The sequence below is a fragment of the Chryseobacterium sp. Bi04 genome (assembly GCF_918698085.1).
Lineage (GTDB): Bacteria > Bacteroidota > Bacteroidia > Flavobacteriales > Weeksellaceae > Chryseobacterium.
On sequence record NZ_CAKKLP010000003.1, the window covers coordinates 251,469 to 267,617 of the forward strand.

Here is a 16,149-nt window from a genome sequence, read left to right on the forward strand (position 1 = left end):
CTACTGCAGGCATGCAAAAAAAATGATATGCTAAACATGAAAAACAGCCAACAAGAAAAGTTTTCTTATAGGGTAACGATGACCGCACCGAAGGAATATCCTGTGGAGGTACATATCGGAACATTAACAGATGATAAAAAGGAGCTGATTTGTGGTGTTCCTAAAGCAGGAGTTACGACAGGGAGCTGGCAGTATGATGGGGCTGAAGCAGGTCAGGGAGGCAGTACAATTCCATCACATATGGATCTTACCTATGTAAGTTATGCAGAGAAAAAGTTTTGGCGGGTAGATGCTGATTTACCCAAAGAGAAGATGCTTCAATTGTTTAGGGAAGGTTTTATGATACAGGGAAATCCGGATGGCAATGGTGACTTTCCTTGGGAAGAGAGTACCTATGACGGAATTACGATTGGAGCAGCTCCTGGTGGTGTTGTGATCGTGTGGCTGTCAGGGAACCATCACCGCAGAGAGGTTTGTCGTTTGCAGGCTAAGGAAATCACTGTAGATAAAAATAAATTTAGACCCCATCCACAATATGATGAAACTCAAGAACAATTTTTTGAAAAGAAATATTCAATAAATGTTCCTGACAGCATGAAAACTGAAATTGCAAAAAACGGAATCCCGTATGGTTTATGGGACAAATACAGGGAGAAGTACAATTACCGTTTCAGGCTTCATCCATATGATGGAAAAGATACTTTTGATCAGGTCTACCGCCTGAATTATAATGGCGAATCAGAATATTTAATAGGGGCAAAAGCAGCCGAGATTTATAAAAAAGATGCCATTCCTTACAATGTTACTTTTATGATGCAGAAATATAGTGCAGAAATTGGATTTGATGATACAGAGCTGATGAGAATATTTGAAAATTTCAAAGAAAAACATCCAGGTAAGCCTATAGATATTGTCTTGGTACCCACCTTTATGTATAAGGATATTAAGCTTTATGCGGAATGTGATGGTGAAAAGATTCAGCTGGAAAAAGTGAAGATCGTTGAAATCTGGGGAGGCTAAGTATAATCTGAATATAAACAAAACAATACCTTAGAAATTTTCTGAGGTATTTTTATTTTTGCAGAAATTAATAATCACAATGACAAAGTTGAGACTTCTTTCCGTTTTCTTTCTCCTATTTTCCTGTTCGTCTAACCAACTCATTGGTTCATGGCAATTTGCTGATGTATATGATGGAGAAAAACAACAGATAAGTACATTGATTCAAAAAGGAAAAATTTCCCAATACAAAACAGCGGTTCTTACTTTTCACAAAGACAGGTCTTTTTCTTCAATGGATGATAGCGGAATCTATCAAAAGGAGAATAATATATTGAAAATGAAATATAATGACTTAAAAGATACAGTGCAGATGAAGATTACTTATATAAGCCGTGATTATCTGCTTTTGTTCTCAATGACTAAAAATCCTAAAACCTGGTTTTATAAAAAACTGAATACAAAAAGGTATAAAGAATAGGTTGGCTCCAAAAAAGTCGGAAAAATTGAAAATTATCAGGTATTTTATTGTCAAATGACAAAGTTTTTTAAAAATTTTAATCCTATTTTTGTTACATAATATTATTGCGAGTTCCTGAACCGGTATGAAAAATAGCCTCAGGAAATTCAGTAAGAAATGATCGTGCCTGATCATTACCATTAATATATAGAATATTTTAAAAATAAATATGAAGAAAGTATTGTACACATTGATGCTGGTAGCAGTGGTTTCCTGTGGGAAAGTTTCTCCAAAAGGAAATATTGAGAAGAAAGATGTGGAGGTTTCAGAGTTTGTAAATCTGGATTTGGAAGGAAAATTCAGGGTGTTTTATGCCAGAGGCCCGAAAAATTTTGTGGAAATAGAAACCTATCCCAATGTGGCCAATAATCTTGATGTGGATGTAAACGACAAAACACTTAGTATCAAAGAGAAAAGAGGAACAAAAGGCGTAGATTTTTATAATGTAACCATTTATTCAAAATACAATCTTGAAAAAGTAGCTGTTTCAGACTCTGTAGAAATGAATATTTCAAGTGAAATAAAAACGGATAATTTCAGACTTAGCATGAAAAACAATGCTTCCTTTATGGGATCTGTTAATACAAGAAGGGCTGAAGTGGAAATGCATAACAGAAGCAGAGCCAACTTTTTAGGATTAACCAAAGAAGCGGTGATTAAAATTTCAGATACAGCAAGTTTAATTGCCCCTTACTGGAAAATTACCAATCTGAATATTGATTCTAAAAATGGAAATTATGCTGAAGTAAATGTAAAAGATTCTTTAAAAGGACATGTGCAGAATACAGCAAAATTGGTCTATTACAATGATCCGATCAGAGCTTTTAAAATTGATAAGACAACAAAAGTTGAGAATAAAAAATTAGAGTAATTGTAGCTGGAGGGCAGAAGCTGGAAGATGGGAGTAATGATGTTTTTTTTAACTTCTTGTTTTCCGAATTGAAAATTTTTCCTTCAGACATAAAAAATAAAATAAATAAAAACAAAGCCAGAATTTTGAAGCGAGGCACAATATAACTTCCTGCCTCCAGCTTCCCTCTTCCAGCTTTAAATGGAATATGAGTTTTAAATTTGAAAAGTTAATAATTTGGCAGAAATCTATGGATTTTGGAGAGTTTATTTTTAAAATTTCTCAAAGATTTCCAAAGGATGAAATGTTTAATTTAACTTCACAAATAAGACGAGCTTCCGATTCGATTGCACTGAATATTTCAGAGGGAAGTATTTTGCAATCAAAATTAGAGTTTAAAAAATTTTTAGGATACTCAATTCGATCTTTAGCAGAAACAGTCACCTGTTTATATAAAGCAAAAAATAGAGAATATATTACAGAAGAAGAATTTAATAAATTATATCATGAAAGTTATAATTTGATGAATCAGATTGTGGCTTTTAGGAATCAGATAAAAGAATAGAATAGGTTGGAAGCTTAGAGGATAGGAGTTATATTAGTTTTCATAATCCATATTTTACAAATTGAACATTTTCTTCCAAGTTTTAAGAATAAAAAATAAAATAAATAAAAACAAAGCCAGAATTTTGAAGCGAGGCACAATATAACTTCCTGCCTCCAGCTTCCTACTTCCAGCTTAAAAAAATTAGACATAAATATGACAACAGTAGAAAAAGCACAACTTTGGTTAAATGATACGTTCGACAAAGAAACAAGAGATGCGGTACAATTACTGATTGAAGGCAATTCGCCTGATCTTGAAGATTCTTTTTACAGAGAGCTGGAATTTGGAACAGGAGGGATGCGTGGCATCATGGGAGTAGGAACCAACCGCTTAAATAAATATACATTGGGACAGGCTACACAAGGGCTTGCCAACTATATGCTGAAGCAGTTCAAGGGAGAGGAAATTAAAGTGGCGATTGCTTATGATGTTCGTCACAATTCAAAAGAGTTCGGAAAACTGGTTGCTGATGTTTTGACTGCCAATGGAATTAAAGTCCTGCTTTTTAAAGACCACAGGCCTACTCCGGAATTATCTTTTACTGTTCGTGATAAAAAATGTAATGGGGGAATTGTGTTGACAGCATCTCATAACCCACCAGAATATAATGGGTATAAAGTATACTGGAATGACGGAGCACAGATTGTTCCGCCACATGACGAAGCTATTATCAATGAAGTATACTCTGTAAAATTTGAAGAGATTAAATTCAACGGAAATGATGATCTGATCGAATGGATCGGAGAGGAGCAGGATGATGTGTATATCGATGCATGTATTGAAAACTCTACCTATCAGAACGTGGGAAAAGAAAATTTAAATATTGTTTTCACTTCTATCCACGGAACAACTTATACAACGGTTCCTAAAGCTTTGGAAAAAGCAGGATTTAAAAAAATAGATCTTGTTAAAGAGCAGATGATCCCAAGCCCCAATTTCCCAACAGTGGATTCTCCAAACCCGGAAGAGCCGGCTGCGTTGGAAATGGCTATGGATCTTGCAAGAATTACCAACGCTGATATTGTGATTGGAACAGACCCTGATGGTGACAGACTTGGAATTGCCGTTAGAAACCTTGACGGTGAAATGCAGTTACTGAACGGAAATCAAACCAATACGATCCTTACTTACTATATCTTAAATGAATGGAGAAAACAGGGAAGAATTACCGGAAAAGAGTTCATTGGATCTACCATTGTGACTTCAGATATCTTCTTTGACATCGCTCAGAAGTTTGGTGTAGAATGCAAAGCAGGCCTTACAGGATTCAAATGGATTGGAAAAATGATCCGTGAAGCTGAAGGAATACAAAAATTTGTATGCGGAGGGGAAGAAAGCTTTGGCTTTATGACGGGAGACTTTGTACGTGATAAAGACTCTTGCGGAAGTATCCTTGTGGCTTGTGAAATTGCTGCATGGTGTAAAGCGAATGGAAAAACAATGTACCAATATATGATTGAGATCTATCAGGATCTTGGAATGTACTATGAAGGGTTGGTAAACATTGTAAGAAAAGGAAAAGAAGGAGCTGAAGAGATTCAGAATATGATGAAAAACTTCCGTGAAAACCCTCCAAAAGAATTGGCAGGTTCATTAGTGGAAGAGGTAAAAGACTTTAAGGAGCAGACCAGTTTTAATGTTTTAAAGAACGAAAAAACGGTTATGAATGATATTCCGAAGTCTAATGTACTGATCTATTACACACAGGATGGAACAAAAGTCTGCGTAAGACCTTCAGGTACAGAACCGAAGATCAAGTTTTATGTTTCAGTAAAAGATTCTGTTACTTCTGAAGCAGATTTCAGAGACAAATTAACATCATTAGAAGCCAAAATTGGAGCTGTTAAAACAGATTTAAAACTGGATTAATATCCCATTGACAGCAAATGATAAGAAAAATTATAGCAGTTTGCTTAGTGTCGGCAGCTGTAGTTTCCTGTAAAAAAGAGACTGCAGTTTCTGACATAAAGCCGGTAAACGATTCAATTGCAAAAAAAGAAACCCCGGAAGATCAGTATAAACCAATTGATACAGCATGTTCTTCAGAAAATAAGACTGAGGATTATATTACAGCTTTGCAATGGTATCGTACTAAAATAGACAAAGAAATTGCAGGAAACAGTCCGGAGCAGAACAATAAAGTGTATGAAGATTATGTGAAAATCAGAGACAAATACACGGAATGTTTTAATGATTCTCAAACTGAGATACTCGACAAGTATATTGATTATCATACAGGACCGGATACCTATAATCTGCCGGATAATATAAAGAAAATGGCTGCCGAATTTAGTAAGGTAGGCCTTGAATTTAGGGAAATGGGAGAAGGACTTACGGAAATTCATTCATTGCCCGGATATTATGAGTCTGTTTTCAAGAATAAGGTAACACCTGATTATGCCGCCTACATCTCACAGATGGCAAAAGATAATAAGGAAAATTATGCCGTGAACGGTGGACTTTTGATTACCTGGGAAGAATTGGGAGGCCGATTGATCGAGTGGGAGAATTTTATAAATAAATATTCCCAAAGCCCACTGATAAAGAAAGCAAAAGATAATTATCACAACTACTTGCTGGATTATCTTCTGGGAATGGACAGTGACCGGATATATGATAGCGAGGAAGGAAAAATTTATGATGATAAAAGAGAAGCATATAATGCACTTATCAAAAAATATCCAAATTCCAATACCGCAAAAAAAACTAAAGAACTAATAGCCGCTTTTGATGCCCATATACCTGTGGATCAAATAGGAGAGAAAATTAATCTGAGAAGATAATATTAGTAAATTTTAAATAAATATAAAGTGAAAGTTTCAAAATTAGCAGCGAACCTGATCGGTTCTGAAATTGTAAAAATTGGTAACGAAGTAAATGATCTAAAAGCAAAGGGAGCAGAAATTGCCAATCTTACTATTGGTGACCTGAATTCTAATATCTATCCTATTCCAGCATTGCTGAAGGAAGAAATTCAGAAAGCCTATCAGAATAATCTGACAAATTATCCACCTGCAAACGGACTTTTATCTTTAAGAAAAGAAGTATCCAAAGATTTAAAAACAAGATGGAATCTGGATTATGCACCCAATGATATTTTGATCACAGCAGGTTCAAGACCTTTGATCTATGCTGTTTACAAAACCATTGTAGATGAAGGTGATAAAATTGTATATCCAACTCCATCATGGAACAACAACCATTACGCATACCTTACTTCAGCCAATGCTGTGGAAGTGAAAACAAAACCTGAGACCAATTTCCTGCCTACTGCAGAGGATTTAAAACCTCATTTGGATGGAGCCGTTTTACTGGCACTTTGCTCGCCATTAAACCCTACAGGAACGATGTTTACAAAAGAGCAGCTTTCAGAAATCTGTGAATTGGTGATTGCTGAAAACAAAAAGAGAGGAGCAGATGAAAAACCGTTATACCTGATGTATGACCAAATCTATTCTAACCTTACTTTTGGAGCTGAGCACGTAGATCCGGTTTCTCTTTTCCCGGAACTGAAAGAATATACAATCTATATTGATGGTATCTCCAAATGCCTGGCTGCAACAGGAGTACGTGTGGGATGGGGATTTGGGCCAGCTCATATTATTGATAAAATGAAAGCGCTTCTTACGCACGTGGGAGCCTGGGCACCAAAACCAGAACAGGAAGCGACCGCTAAATTCTATGAAAACCCGGAAAATGTAAATGTTTTTGTGGAAGATTTCAAAGGGAAGCTTGAAAACAGCTTAAAAGTTCTTCATGGGGGAATCCAGGATTTAAAAGGAAAAGGACTGGCTGTAGACAGTATTGAGCCGATGGGAGCACTTTATCTTACCATTAAATTAGATTATATCGGAAAAACAAAACCGGATGGAGAAGTTATTGAAAACTCTTCTGATCTTGTATTCTACTTAATCAATGATGCAGGAGTTGCTTTGGTGCCATTCTCAGCCTTCGGAGAAGAAAAATCTGAACCTTGGTTCCGTGCTTCTGTAGGAGGACTTGCCATTGATGAAATTAAAGTGATGCTTCCGAAACTGGAGGCTGCTTTGAATGCTTTAAAATAAGTTTTAAGTTATGAGTTATGAGTTATGAGTTATGAGTGAAAGTATTGTTGGGAAAAAGAGCTTTGATCTGGCTGTAAATATTATTGCAGTTTATAAAAAGCTTGTTGCGGATAAAAAAGAATTTGTTCTTTCTAAACAAATATTACGCTCAGGAACTTCTGTCGGAGCAAATGTCAGAGAGGCCTTGAATGGTTAGAGTAAAAGAGATTTTGTTCACAAACTCTCCATTTCTCAAAAGGAATGTGATGAAACAATATATTGGCTGGAGCTCTTATTTACTACAGAGTATATTTCTAAAGAAGAATTTGAAGATGTAAGAAACCAGGCTTCAGAAATTTTAAAAATAATACGAAGTATTATATTGACAACAAAAAGTAAAAATTCATAACTCATAACTCAAAAAATAATTCCTTCGACTCTGTCAGTGTAGCATAGTTAAAATTAGTATTAAGTATTAGCAATGTCACACTGCGCAGAGTTGAAGTTTTTTTTACCAACGCAGTTACTATGAAGCTTCCCAGAAAAACTTTTCTTGAAAGTAAGATTTTGTTTTATTCAACACTGACTATTATCAGTCTGGTAATTGCATGTGTTTGGTTTTCGGGAAAAAGTTCTCACCGTTCTTTGTTTCAAAACTCTATACTCTCAACTTCAATTTTGGCAGGATCATTTTTCCTGTTTATCAGCTTGGGGCTGTATTATGGGTTGAAATTAAAAGACAATGTTGGAAGTATCTTAAACAAAGAAAGATTAAAACGATACTCTGATAAGACTCCGACATTTGACGGTTTTGAATTTGATCCGCCTTCTGTAGGTGATGGAATAGGAGGAGCTATACTTTCTATTGTCTTATGGATTGTATTTTCCATTGTCCTTGTATTTCTTTCCTATTTTGTTGGACTCTTCTTTTGGTCTGCATTGCTTTTTTTTACGGCTATGTTATATTGGATTTTCTTTCGTGCTTTACGTCAGGTATTTAAGAACTCAGGGAAATGTAAAGGGGATATATTAAAAAGTTTTGGATTCGGTTTTTTCTACTCTTTTCTGTACGTCTTTTGGATGTACGGAATTATTTATTTGATTAAATACATGAACTAATAACGATTATTATTTTTATGCAAAAAAATTAAATAAATATTAAAAATTGAATAAACATGTTGAATGGAATGAACTTGGAATTACCTTTGAGGGGCTTTATAAGAATAAAATAGGCCTGAAAAAAACAAGGATGAAAAAACTGAGATTTCTGCTATTACCAGCGTCAATATGGGTGTGCTCACAAGAGGTTGATACTTTAAAAATTCAGGAATTACCTGAAGAACAGCTAAAAGTTCAAACGTATACTTTAAAAGACGGTTCTGTCAGAACCTATCCAAAGCCTAAACTGCTGGATTTTGTAACCAAATTACCCCGAAACTTTATCAATACCAATAAAGACTTTGTCGCAAAAGATCATGCCTATTATTTAGGGGGGCACTTGCAGCAACCCTGATTCTGATACCTGTGGATCAGAAATTAACGGATAATTCGAGAGAAATTGCCGGGAAATGGGGGATGAGTGAAGATAATACCTACAGCAAAGTAGGGGGTGTTTTTAAAATTCCTAAAGATATTGGATCTACCTTATACCTGATAGGAAATGGGTCTACGGTAGTATTAGCCGGGATTGGTTTTGGAGTCTATGGTGTAATCAAAAATGATTACCGGGCTCAGGCTACGGCAAGCGGGTTAATGGAAAGTTTAATTCTCTCAGGAGTCTTTACCCAAACGATCAAAAGAGTTACCGGAAGAGAAAGCCCCTTTATAGCAGAAGCAAATGGCAATAAAGGAGGTGCCTGGAATCCTTTTCCAAGCTTTTCAGCATTTGGAAAAAATACTTCAAGCTATGATGCAATGCCATCCGGGCATTTAACGACATTTATGGCCGGGTTAACGGTTATTGCGGACAATTATCCCGATGCAAAATGGATAAAGCCTGTAGGTTATACATTAGCAGGAGCATTATGTTTTCAAATGATGCAGAGTAAGGTTCACTGGGCTTCAGACTATCCTTTAGCCTTATTGATGGGGTATTTCATAGGAAAAACGATTTCAAGAAGCAGGTTCACTGTTTCAGACCCTCATGCTAAACAGACCAGATATAAACTCGATTTTCTTGCATCCCGCCAATGGGAATATAATATAGTAGGAGTGAAAGTTTCTTTTTGATTCAATAAAGCTGAGTTATTGCATAAAAATAGTGCCATAAGAAAGTTTTTTATTATTTTTGATCAGAATATAAACTATTATTCTTCCTCCTTGAGAAGGGAGATCGTAACTTCTTACTAATACTTAATTGTTTACTTAATGAAAATAATCGCTGTCATTCCTGCCCGATATGAAGCAAGCCGCTTTCCGGGAAAATTAATGCAGAATTTAGGAGAGAAAACCGTTATTACAACAACCTATCAGAATGTTGTGGAGACAGGTCTGTTTGATGAGGTATTTGTTGCTACGGATTCTGAAACTATCCTTGATGAAATTGTAACAAATGGAGGAAAAGCTGTGATGACAGGGCCACATGAGACGGGAAGTGACCGTATTGCAGAAGCAGTACAGAATATTGATTGCGATATTGTAATCAATGTCCAGGGTGATGAACCTTTCCTAAAACTGGAACCTTTACAACAATTGATCGAGGTCTTTAAAAATGATAATCAACATGAAATCTCATTAGCATCCTTAAAAATAAAATTACTGGAAAAAGAGGAAATTGAAAATCCCAATAATGTAAAAGTAATTACTGATAATAAGGGTTTTGCTTTGTATTTCAGCCGCTCTGTAATTCCTTTTCACAGAGAAATTTCTTATCACGTAGATTATTTTAAACATATCGGAGTGTATGCATTTCGGAAAGAAGCGTTGCTGCAGTTTTCAAAACTGGAGATGAAGCCTCTTGAAATATCAGAAAAAATTGAATGTATCCGTTATCTTGAATACGGAATGAAGATCAAGATGATAGAAACCAACTTCATTGGAGTAGGCATTGATACTCCTGAAGATCTGGAAAAAGCGAGAAAATTAATTTAAAATTTGAGAATCGAGCCATTTGAAAATGAATAAACAAAACCGGTAGGTTAGTGAATTACCACTGAGCTGATTCACTTTCTCTGCTTTATTAGGCTTCTTGTTTTTTCGGCCAAATCCCCTTATATTTGAATTTATAAATAAAATTAATGAAGAAATTACTTTTTGTATTTGCCCTGATATTCTCGCATTTTTCTTTTGCACAGACCGCAAAAGAAATTATAGATAAAAACATTGAATTGTCCGGAGGATTAACCAATTGGAAACTTTTAAACTCAGTGTTGCTTCAGGGAAAAGTAGTTTTGGGAATTAAAGATGAATATGCGATAAAAATTTATCAACAACGCCCAAACCTTACCAAAACAGTGATTACCATTAATGGAAAAGATACTGCCATTGAAGGGTTTGACGGAAATAAAGGGTATGCAATGAACTATGCTACCAATAAACTTCAGGAATATCCTGAATATGTTTCTGAAAGTTTTGATAATGATTTCATTGATTGGGAAAGCAAAGGTTTCGATGCTAAATACCTGGGGAAAGAAAAAGTAGGAGAGATCTACTGTCATAAAGTTGAGCTTACAAAGAATGTCAATAAGAATATGTACTATTTTGATGCAAAAACTTATATGCTTTTAAAAGAAGTAAAAAAAGATGAAACAATGGTATATTCCGATTATAAAAGAGTAGGAAACCTTACAATGCCATTCAGAATAGAATCTTCAAGTTCTAAAAAAGACGGAGATTATGTGATGTTACTTAATAAAATTGATATCAACAAAGTCTTTCCTGCCAATATTTTTAAGTTTTAAATTAACGCAGTTTAGCTGCAAAAAAATCTATAAAAAATGAAAAATATTTTTTTACTAATGCTTTCTTTTATAGCATTTCTGCAAAGCTGCACGAATCAAAAAAGCGAACTGTCTCAAGCTAAAACCAAAGAACTTATGGGAAAAACAATATATGACTTCAAAGTAGAAAGCCTTGATGGCAAAGAAATCAACTTTGCAGATTTTAAAGGCAAGAAAATCCTTATTGTCAATACAGCCTCAGAATGTGGCTTTACTCCACAGTATGCAGATCTGGAAAAAGTATATGAGCAGTACAAAGATAAATTGGTAATAGTAGGTTTTCCTGCCAATAATTTTGGAGGTCAGGAGCCGGGTACTAATACGGAAATAGGAGCTTTCTGTCAGAAAAATTATGGAGTAACTTTCCCATTGGCAGCAAAAGTTTCTGTAAAAGGAGATGATACGGCGCCTATCTTTAAATATTTAACAGAGAAAGAATTAAACGGAGTGAAAAATACAAGCATTCTTTGGAACTTTACAAAATTCTTAGTTGATGAAAATGGAAAGTTGATAGACACTTTTGTAAGTACTACAAAACCTACGGATGATGCTATTACAAAGTATCTGAAATAAAAAAAAATAAATTGTATATTGAAAAAAGTGGATGTTGGGATCCACTTTTTTATTTATTAATAATAAGCTAACAGATCCTGCAAACTTGTGATGGTGTATGGCAAATTTTTTTAATGGATGTTTTAAAATAAACCTTACCTCTCAGTTATCAACCGCTAACTTTCTACCACCTTTTCTGCAAAGCAGAAAATATTCCCAAGCTTTATGCTGGAGTAGCCGTTGCTTTTTATTTTGGAAGAATTAATCATTGCTTTTGCTAAAATATTTGTAGGTAAGGGCTTCTGGCTTTCCAATAATCCAAGTTTATTCGCGAACTTGATAATACGGCTTCCTAAAACTTCTCCCGTTCTTTCAGAATCTTTTCTTTCAAGCATACCGGGTTTAAAAATAGTTATTTTATTGAAATGCAGTTGTTTTACAGCTTCTTCAAGCTCACCTTTCATTTTGGAATAGAAAATTTTAGATGTTGGACTGGCACCATAAGCAGAGACCAGAATATAATCTTCCACTTCATTTGCTTTAGCTATTTTTGCAAAATTATACTGATAATCAAAATCAACTTTCTTCTGCGCTTCCTTGCTTCCGGCATCTTTTAAAGTAGTTCCCAGACAGGAAAATGCTACATCACCTTTTACCATATCCTGCCACTCTTCAGGCTTTTCAAAGTTAACAACATGAACTTTTAGCCGCTCATTCTGAATATCAACAGGTTTTCTTACAAAAATATCCACTTCCTCAAAATCTTTATCATTAAGTAACTGATTGACTAAATCCTTTCCTGTAGCGCCTGTAGCACCGATTACTAAAGCTTTCATAACAATGGGGTTTGATGTAGTGATATTTTCTTTCTTAAATTTACTAAATTTGAATTAAAGATTAAAAGATTAAAAGATTAAAAGATTAAAAGATTAAAAGATTAAAAGATTAAAAGATTAAAAGATTAAAAGATCTTTGCTAGACATCGACATCCAATACCTATAACTCCCATGAATGCCAACGAAATTTTAGATTATTGCCTTGCTAAAAAAGCTGTTACGGAAAGCTTTCCATTTGATAATGAAACCCTTGTGCTAAAAGTAGATACTAAAATGTTTCTGCTGATGGGCCTCGAAAGACAGCCGTTGTCCATTAATGTAAAAACAGATCCTGAATGGAGTGCAGAGCTTCGTGAGCAATATCCTCAGATTACAGGGGCTTATCATATGAATAAAACTCACTGGAATTCTGTTTTAGTAGATGGATTAAAGAGAGATCTTATACTGAAACTGATCGATCAGTCTTATGAACTGGTATTTAAATCTTTAACAAAGAAGGCTCAGAATGTAATTAATGAGTCTTTATGAGATGAAAAATAGGGTGTTTTATGCGCTTTTAAGGCATGCGTTTTGTTGCCTGTTTCCTATAGTTAAAAATAATTCACAAAATAAATTTAAATGAGAAAAAATCTTACATTACTAATGACTGCAGGAGTATTATCCGTTACACTATTCAGTTGTAATAAGAGTGATAAAAAACCTCTTTCTGAGAATACTGAGGCAAAATCTGAAGAATCAAATCCATCTGATAATCAGGAAAATTTAAAACTAGAATTTACAGGTACGGATAATTTTACTATTAAAAACCCAAAATTGAAGGTGAGTTTATATGGTCATGATCCGCTGTTAGCTGATGCTCCGGCTACATTAATTACAGAAAAAGAATACGAGCAAACATCAGTTCCTTTTACGATTGATCTGCCCGTACCTAAAGATGCTGCAAGCCGCATTGATCCCAAAGCTGCAGGAAGTATGAAATATTATGTCTCAATAGAATGGGATTCTGACGGAAATGGCAAAGCAGGTGAAAAAAGAGATATCTATATAGACCATGATAAAGAATTCCCCAATGTAAAATTGAATGGTGAACTACAAAAGGTCTATTTAAAAATACTAAAATAAAATCTATTGACGAGCTGTTTCATGCATAATGTGTGAAACAGTTTTTATTTAAAAATTAAATTCTTCTGTTAATCTTTTATCCTCATCCAGTCTTTCAATAAGTTTTTCCAGTCCTTCAAACTTGATCTCATCATGAAGGAAATCTCTGAATCTGACGGTAATTTTCTCACCGTAAATATCATCATCAAAATTGAGAATGTATACTTCAACGGTTAGTTTGTCTCCGTTTACTGTAGGATTGGTTCCAATGCTCAACATCCCTTTATATTGATTTCCTTTTACTTCAACTTCAACAATATAAGCTCCTTTTTTAGGTAATAGCTTAATTGATTCTGTATCGATATTGGCTGTTGGATAACCAATGGTTCTTCCGATCTTTTTCCCATGAACTACAGTTCCGGAAACAGAGTAGGAGTATCCCAGCATTTCATTGGCTTCTTTAATATTTCCGGTTAAAAGAGCATTACGTACTTTAGTTGAACTGATATTATTTTCGTGAATATTGATCGCTTCCATTTGCTCAACCTCAAAATCCAGTTCTTTGGATAGTTTTTGAAGCAATTCAAAATTTCCGCTTTTATTCTTCCCAAAAGAATGGTCATAGCCTATAATCAGGTACTTTACATTGAGCTTATCAATTAAAATCTGACGCACAAACTCTTCACCTGTTAGGTTTCTGAACTCTTCATCAAATTCTTTCAGAAATAAATGGGCAATACCATATTTTTCAATAAGCTGCTTCTTTTCTTCCAAAGTATTCAGAAGTTTTAAATCTTCATTGGGGTTAAAAATAAACCTGGGATGTGGCCAAAAAGTAAGAATTGCTGTCTCCAGATTGTTTTCTGTACCTATTGTTATCAACTCATCAATAATGCTTTTATGCCCAAGATGTACCCCGTCAAACATACCTAAAGACAATGCTAAAGGCTTTTGAGAAGAATAATCTGTAAAATTTTTGAAAACTTTCAAAACGGAAAAATTTTGACTGCAAATATAGAAATAATGTGCCAATGTATCAATATAACAGTGTATCAATTATTTCAATGATAAATATTGTTGCATTGGGAAAATATTATCTTGCTACATTACTGAAAAAGCATGATAAAAATCTTTTTTTTACCAATTGTGGGTTTATGAAGAATCACTATATTTGCACCAAGAAAAAATTTAGCAATGGCAAACCAAATTAAAGGTAAAATTTCTCAAATTATTGGTCCGGTAATCGACGTTGTCTTCACAGATGTGGAATCTGTTCCTAGCATCTATGACGCGTTAGAAATTACAAAAGAAAACGGTGAAAAAGTAGTTTTAGAGGTAGAACAACATATTGGCGAAGATACAGTAAGATGTATCGCAATGGACGCTACTGATGGTCTTAAGAGAGGGCAAGAAGTAATTGGATACGGAAATCCTATTACTATGCCAATCGGAGAGGCTGTAAACGGAAGACTATTCAACGTTGTTGGTGATGCTATCGACGGACTTCAGAATATTTCTAAAGAGGGAGGACTTCCAATTCACAGAGAAGCTCCAAAATTTGATCAACTTTCAACTTCTGCAGAAGTTTTATTTACAGGTATTAAAGTAATCGACTTAGTGGAGCCTTACGCAAAAGGAGGTAAAATTGGTTTGTTCGGTGGTGCCGGTGTAGGTAAAACAGTATTGATCCAGGAGTTGATTAACAATATTGCAAAAGGACACGGAGGTCTTTCAGTTTTTGCCGGAGTAGGTGAAAGAACGAGAGAAGGAAATGACCTTTTAAGAGAGATGCTGGAATCAGGAATTATCAAGTATGGTGATGATTTCATGCACTCTATGGAAAATGGAGGTTGGGATCTTTCTAAAGTAGACTTAGAAGCTATGAAAGAATCTAAAGCGGCATTCGTTTTCGGACAAATGAACGAGCCACCAGGTGCAAGAGCTAGAGTAGCACTTTCTGGTCTTACATTGGCTGAGTATTATAGAGATGGTGGAGAAAGCGGACAAGGTAGAGATGTACTTTTCTTCGTAGATAACATCTTCCGTTTTACACAAGCTGGTTCTGAGGTATCTGCACTTCTTGGTCGTATGCCATCAGCGGTAGGTTACCAACCAACTCTTGCTTCTGAAATGGGAGCGATGCAGGAAAGAATTACTTCCACTAAAAATGGTTCAATTACTTCAGTACAGGCGGTATACGTACCTGCGGATGACTTAACTGACCCGGCTCCTGCAACTACGTTTGCTCACTTGGATGCAACAACGGTACTTGACAGAAAGATTGCTTCATTAGGTATTTACCCAGCGGTAGATCCTCTAGCTTCTACTTCAAGAATCCTTTCTCCGGAAGTTATTGGTCACGAACATTATGACTGTGCTCAAAGAGTAAAAGAAATTCTTCAAAGATACAAAGCGCTTCAGGATATCATTGCTATCCTTGGTATGGAAGAACTTTCTGAAGAAGATAAATCTGTAGTTTACCGTGCAAGAAAAGTTCAGAGATTCCTATCTCAGCCTTTCCACGTAGCAGAACAGTTTACAGGTATTCCTGGATCATTGGTAGATATCAAAGATACAATCAAAGGTTTCAACATGATTATGGATGGTGAATTAGATCACTTACCAGAAGCTGCTTTCAACTTGAAAGGAACCATCGAAGAAGCTATCGAAGCAGGACAAAAAATGTTAGCTGAAAACGCTTAA

General features: G+C 35.1%; 18 protein-coding genes and 1 pseudogene. 17 read left to right on the forward strand and 2 right to left on the reverse strand.

What is annotated here, in order from left to right; genetic code table 11:
• Nucleotides 1-36 precede the first annotated feature (36 nt).
• The 14 genes and pseudogenes from LQV47_RS07405 to LQV47_RS07470 all read left to right on the forward strand — a co-directional run bounded on the left by LQV47_RS07405 (nt 37) and on the right by LQV47_RS07470 (nt 11,530).
• Nucleotides 37-1,020, forward strand: a complete 984-nt coding sequence (locus LQV47_RS07405) for a DUF2931 family protein (protein WP_230035434.1) — start codon at nt 37-39, stop codon at nt 1,018-1,020.
• A gap of 79 nt (nt 1,021-1,099) precedes the next feature.
• Nucleotides 1,100-1,480: a hypothetical protein gene (locus LQV47_RS07410; RefSeq protein WP_230035436.1), complete on the forward strand. Its 381-nt coding sequence runs from the start codon at nt 1,100-1,102 to the stop codon at nt 1,478-1,480.
• Nucleotides 1,481-1,688: 208 nt separating this feature from the next.
• A complete protein-coding gene (locus LQV47_RS07415) occupies nt 1,689-2,390 on the forward strand; it encodes a DUF2807 domain-containing protein (RefSeq protein WP_230035438.1) in 702 nt (233 codons plus the stop codon).
• 187 nt (nt 2,391-2,577) lie between these two features.
• Entirely contained in the window at nt 2,578-2,934 is a 357-nt protein-coding gene (locus LQV47_RS07420) for a four helix bundle protein (protein ID WP_230035440.1), read from the forward strand.
• 195 nt (nt 2,935-3,129) lie between these two features.
• Nucleotides 3,130-4,845, forward strand: a complete 1,716-nt coding sequence (locus LQV47_RS07425) for a phospho-sugar mutase (RefSeq protein ID WP_230035442.1) — start codon at nt 3,130-3,132, stop codon at nt 4,843-4,845.
• Nucleotides 4,846-4,862: 17 nt separating this feature from the next.
• Nucleotides 4,863-5,759: a hypothetical protein gene (locus LQV47_RS07430; protein ID WP_230035444.1), complete on the forward strand. Its 897-nt coding sequence runs from the start codon at nt 4,863-4,865 to the stop codon at nt 5,757-5,759.
• A 27-nt stretch (nt 5,760-5,786) separates the two neighbouring features.
• Nucleotides 5,787-7,040: an aminotransferase class I/II-fold pyridoxal phosphate-dependent enzyme gene (locus LQV47_RS07435; protein WP_230035446.1), complete on the forward strand. Its 1,254-nt coding sequence runs from the start codon at nt 5,787-5,789 to the stop codon at nt 7,038-7,040.
• Between the two features lie 31 nt (nt 7,041-7,071).
• Nucleotides 7,072-7,428, forward strand: a pseudogene (locus tag LQV47_RS07440) (four helix bundle protein).
• Between the two features lie 119 nt (nt 7,429-7,547).
• A complete protein-coding gene (locus LQV47_RS07445) occupies nt 7,548-8,138 on the forward strand; it encodes a hypothetical protein (protein ID WP_230035448.1) in 591 nt (196 codons plus the stop codon).
• 46 nt (nt 8,139-8,184) lie between these two features.
• The gene (locus tag LQV47_RS07450; protein ID WP_230035450.1) at nt 8,185-8,532 is read left to right on the forward strand and encodes a hypothetical protein; all 348 of its coding nucleotides are present in this window, start codon (nt 8,185-8,187) and stop codon (nt 8,530-8,532) included.
• A gap of 11 nt (nt 8,533-8,543) precedes the next feature.
• On the forward strand, nt 8,544-9,248 hold the full coding sequence (locus LQV47_RS07455; protein ID WP_230035452.1) for a phosphatase PAP2 family protein: 705 nt from the start codon (nt 8,544-8,546) through the stop codon (nt 9,246-9,248).
• Between the two features lie 138 nt (nt 9,249-9,386).
• Nucleotides 9,387-10,109, forward strand: coding sequence for a 3-deoxy-manno-octulosonate cytidylyltransferase (gene kdsB, locus LQV47_RS07460; protein ID WP_230035453.1), 723 nt, complete (start codon nt 9,387-9,389; stop codon nt 10,107-10,109).
• Nucleotides 10,110-10,255: 146 nt separating this feature from the next.
• Complete coding sequence (locus tag LQV47_RS07465; protein ID WP_230035455.1) at nt 10,256-10,918, forward strand: outer membrane lipoprotein-sorting protein; 663 nt, start codon at nt 10,256-10,258, stop codon at nt 10,916-10,918.
• A 36-nt stretch (nt 10,919-10,954) separates the two neighbouring features.
• Entirely contained in the window at nt 10,955-11,530 is a 576-nt protein-coding gene (locus tag LQV47_RS07470; RefSeq protein WP_230035457.1) for a glutathione peroxidase, read from the forward strand.
• A gap of 155 nt (nt 11,531-11,685) precedes the next feature.
• Here the strand turns inward: LQV47_RS07470 and LQV47_RS07475 are convergent, their stop codons facing one another.
• A complete protein-coding gene (locus tag LQV47_RS07475) occupies nt 11,686-12,345 on the reverse strand; it encodes an NAD(P)H-binding protein (RefSeq protein ID WP_230035459.1) in 660 nt (219 codons plus the stop codon).
• Nucleotides 12,346-12,516: 171 nt separating this feature from the next.
• On the opposite strand from LQV47_RS07475, the gene LQV47_RS07480 reads away from it, so the two are divergent.
• Nucleotides 12,517-12,873 carry an MmcQ/YjbR family DNA-binding protein gene (locus LQV47_RS07480; RefSeq protein WP_230035461.1) on the forward strand — a complete coding sequence of 119 codons (357 nt, stop codon included), beginning with the start codon at nt 12,517-12,519 and terminating at the stop codon, nt 12,871-12,873.
• Nucleotides 12,874-12,963: 90 nt separating this feature from the next.
• Nucleotides 12,964-13,467 carry a YbaY family lipoprotein gene (locus tag LQV47_RS07485; protein ID WP_230035463.1) on the forward strand — a complete coding sequence of 168 codons (504 nt, stop codon included), beginning with the start codon at nt 12,964-12,966 and terminating at the stop codon, nt 13,465-13,467.
• 48 nt (nt 13,468-13,515) lie between these two features.
• Here LQV47_RS07485 and LQV47_RS07490 read toward each other — a convergent pair whose 3' ends face one another.
• Nucleotides 13,516-14,436, reverse strand: a complete 921-nt coding sequence (locus LQV47_RS07490) for a bifunctional riboflavin kinase/FAD synthetase (RefSeq protein WP_230035465.1) — start codon at nt 14,434-14,436, stop codon at nt 13,516-13,518.
• 204 nt (nt 14,437-14,640) lie between these two features.
• On the opposite strand from LQV47_RS07490, the gene atpD reads away from it, so the two are divergent.
• Nucleotides 14,641-16,149, forward strand: a complete 1,509-nt coding sequence (gene atpD, locus LQV47_RS07495) for a F0F1 ATP synthase subunit beta (RefSeq protein ID WP_230035467.1) — start codon at nt 14,641-14,643, stop codon at nt 16,147-16,149.

What these genes read in the sequence shown, in the direction of transcription:
- LQV47_RS07405 (WP_230035434.1), top strand. Translation starts at nt 37, where the DNA reads ATGAAAAACAGCCAACAAGAAAAGTTTTCTTATAGGGTAACGATGACC.
- LQV47_RS07410 (WP_230035436.1), top strand. Translation starts at nt 1,100, where the DNA reads ATGACAAAGTTGAGACTTCTTTCCGTTTTCTTTCTCCTATTTTCCTGT.
- LQV47_RS07415 (WP_230035438.1), top strand. Translation starts at nt 1,689, where the DNA reads ATGAAGAAAGTATTGTACACATTGATGCTGGTAGCAGTGGTTTCCTGT.
- LQV47_RS07420 (WP_230035440.1), top strand. Translation starts at nt 2,578, where the DNA reads ATGAGTTTTAAATTTGAAAAGTTAATAATTTGGCAGAAATCTATGGAT.
- LQV47_RS07425 (WP_230035442.1), top strand. Translation starts at nt 3,130, where the DNA reads ATGACAACAGTAGAAAAAGCACAACTTTGGTTAAATGATACGTTCGAC.
- LQV47_RS07430 (WP_230035444.1), top strand. Translation starts at nt 4,863, where the DNA reads ATGATAAGAAAAATTATAGCAGTTTGCTTAGTGTCGGCAGCTGTAGTT.
- LQV47_RS07445 (WP_230035448.1), top strand. Translation starts at nt 7,548, where the DNA reads ATGAAGCTTCCCAGAAAAACTTTTCTTGAAAGTAAGATTTTGTTTTAT.
- kdsB (WP_230035453.1), top strand. Translation starts at nt 9,387, where the DNA reads ATGAAAATAATCGCTGTCATTCCTGCCCGATATGAAGCAAGCCGCTTT.
- LQV47_RS07465 (WP_230035455.1), top strand. Translation starts at nt 10,256, where the DNA reads ATGAAGAAATTACTTTTTGTATTTGCCCTGATATTCTCGCATTTTTCT.
- LQV47_RS07470 (WP_230035457.1), top strand. Translation starts at nt 10,955, where the DNA reads ATGAAAAATATTTTTTTACTAATGCTTTCTTTTATAGCATTTCTGCAA.
- LQV47_RS07475 (WP_230035459.1), bottom strand. Translation starts at nt 12,345, where the DNA reads ATGAAAGCTTTAGTAATCGGTGCTACAGGCGCTACAGGAAAGGATTTA.
- LQV47_RS07480 (WP_230035461.1), top strand. Translation starts at nt 12,517, where the DNA reads ATGAATGCCAACGAAATTTTAGATTATTGCCTTGCTAAAAAAGCTGTT.
- LQV47_RS07485 (WP_230035463.1), top strand. Translation starts at nt 12,964, where the DNA reads ATGAGAAAAAATCTTACATTACTAATGACTGCAGGAGTATTATCCGTT.
- atpD (WP_230035467.1), top strand. Translation starts at nt 14,641, where the DNA reads ATGGCAAACCAAATTAAAGGTAAAATTTCTCAAATTATTGGTCCGGTA.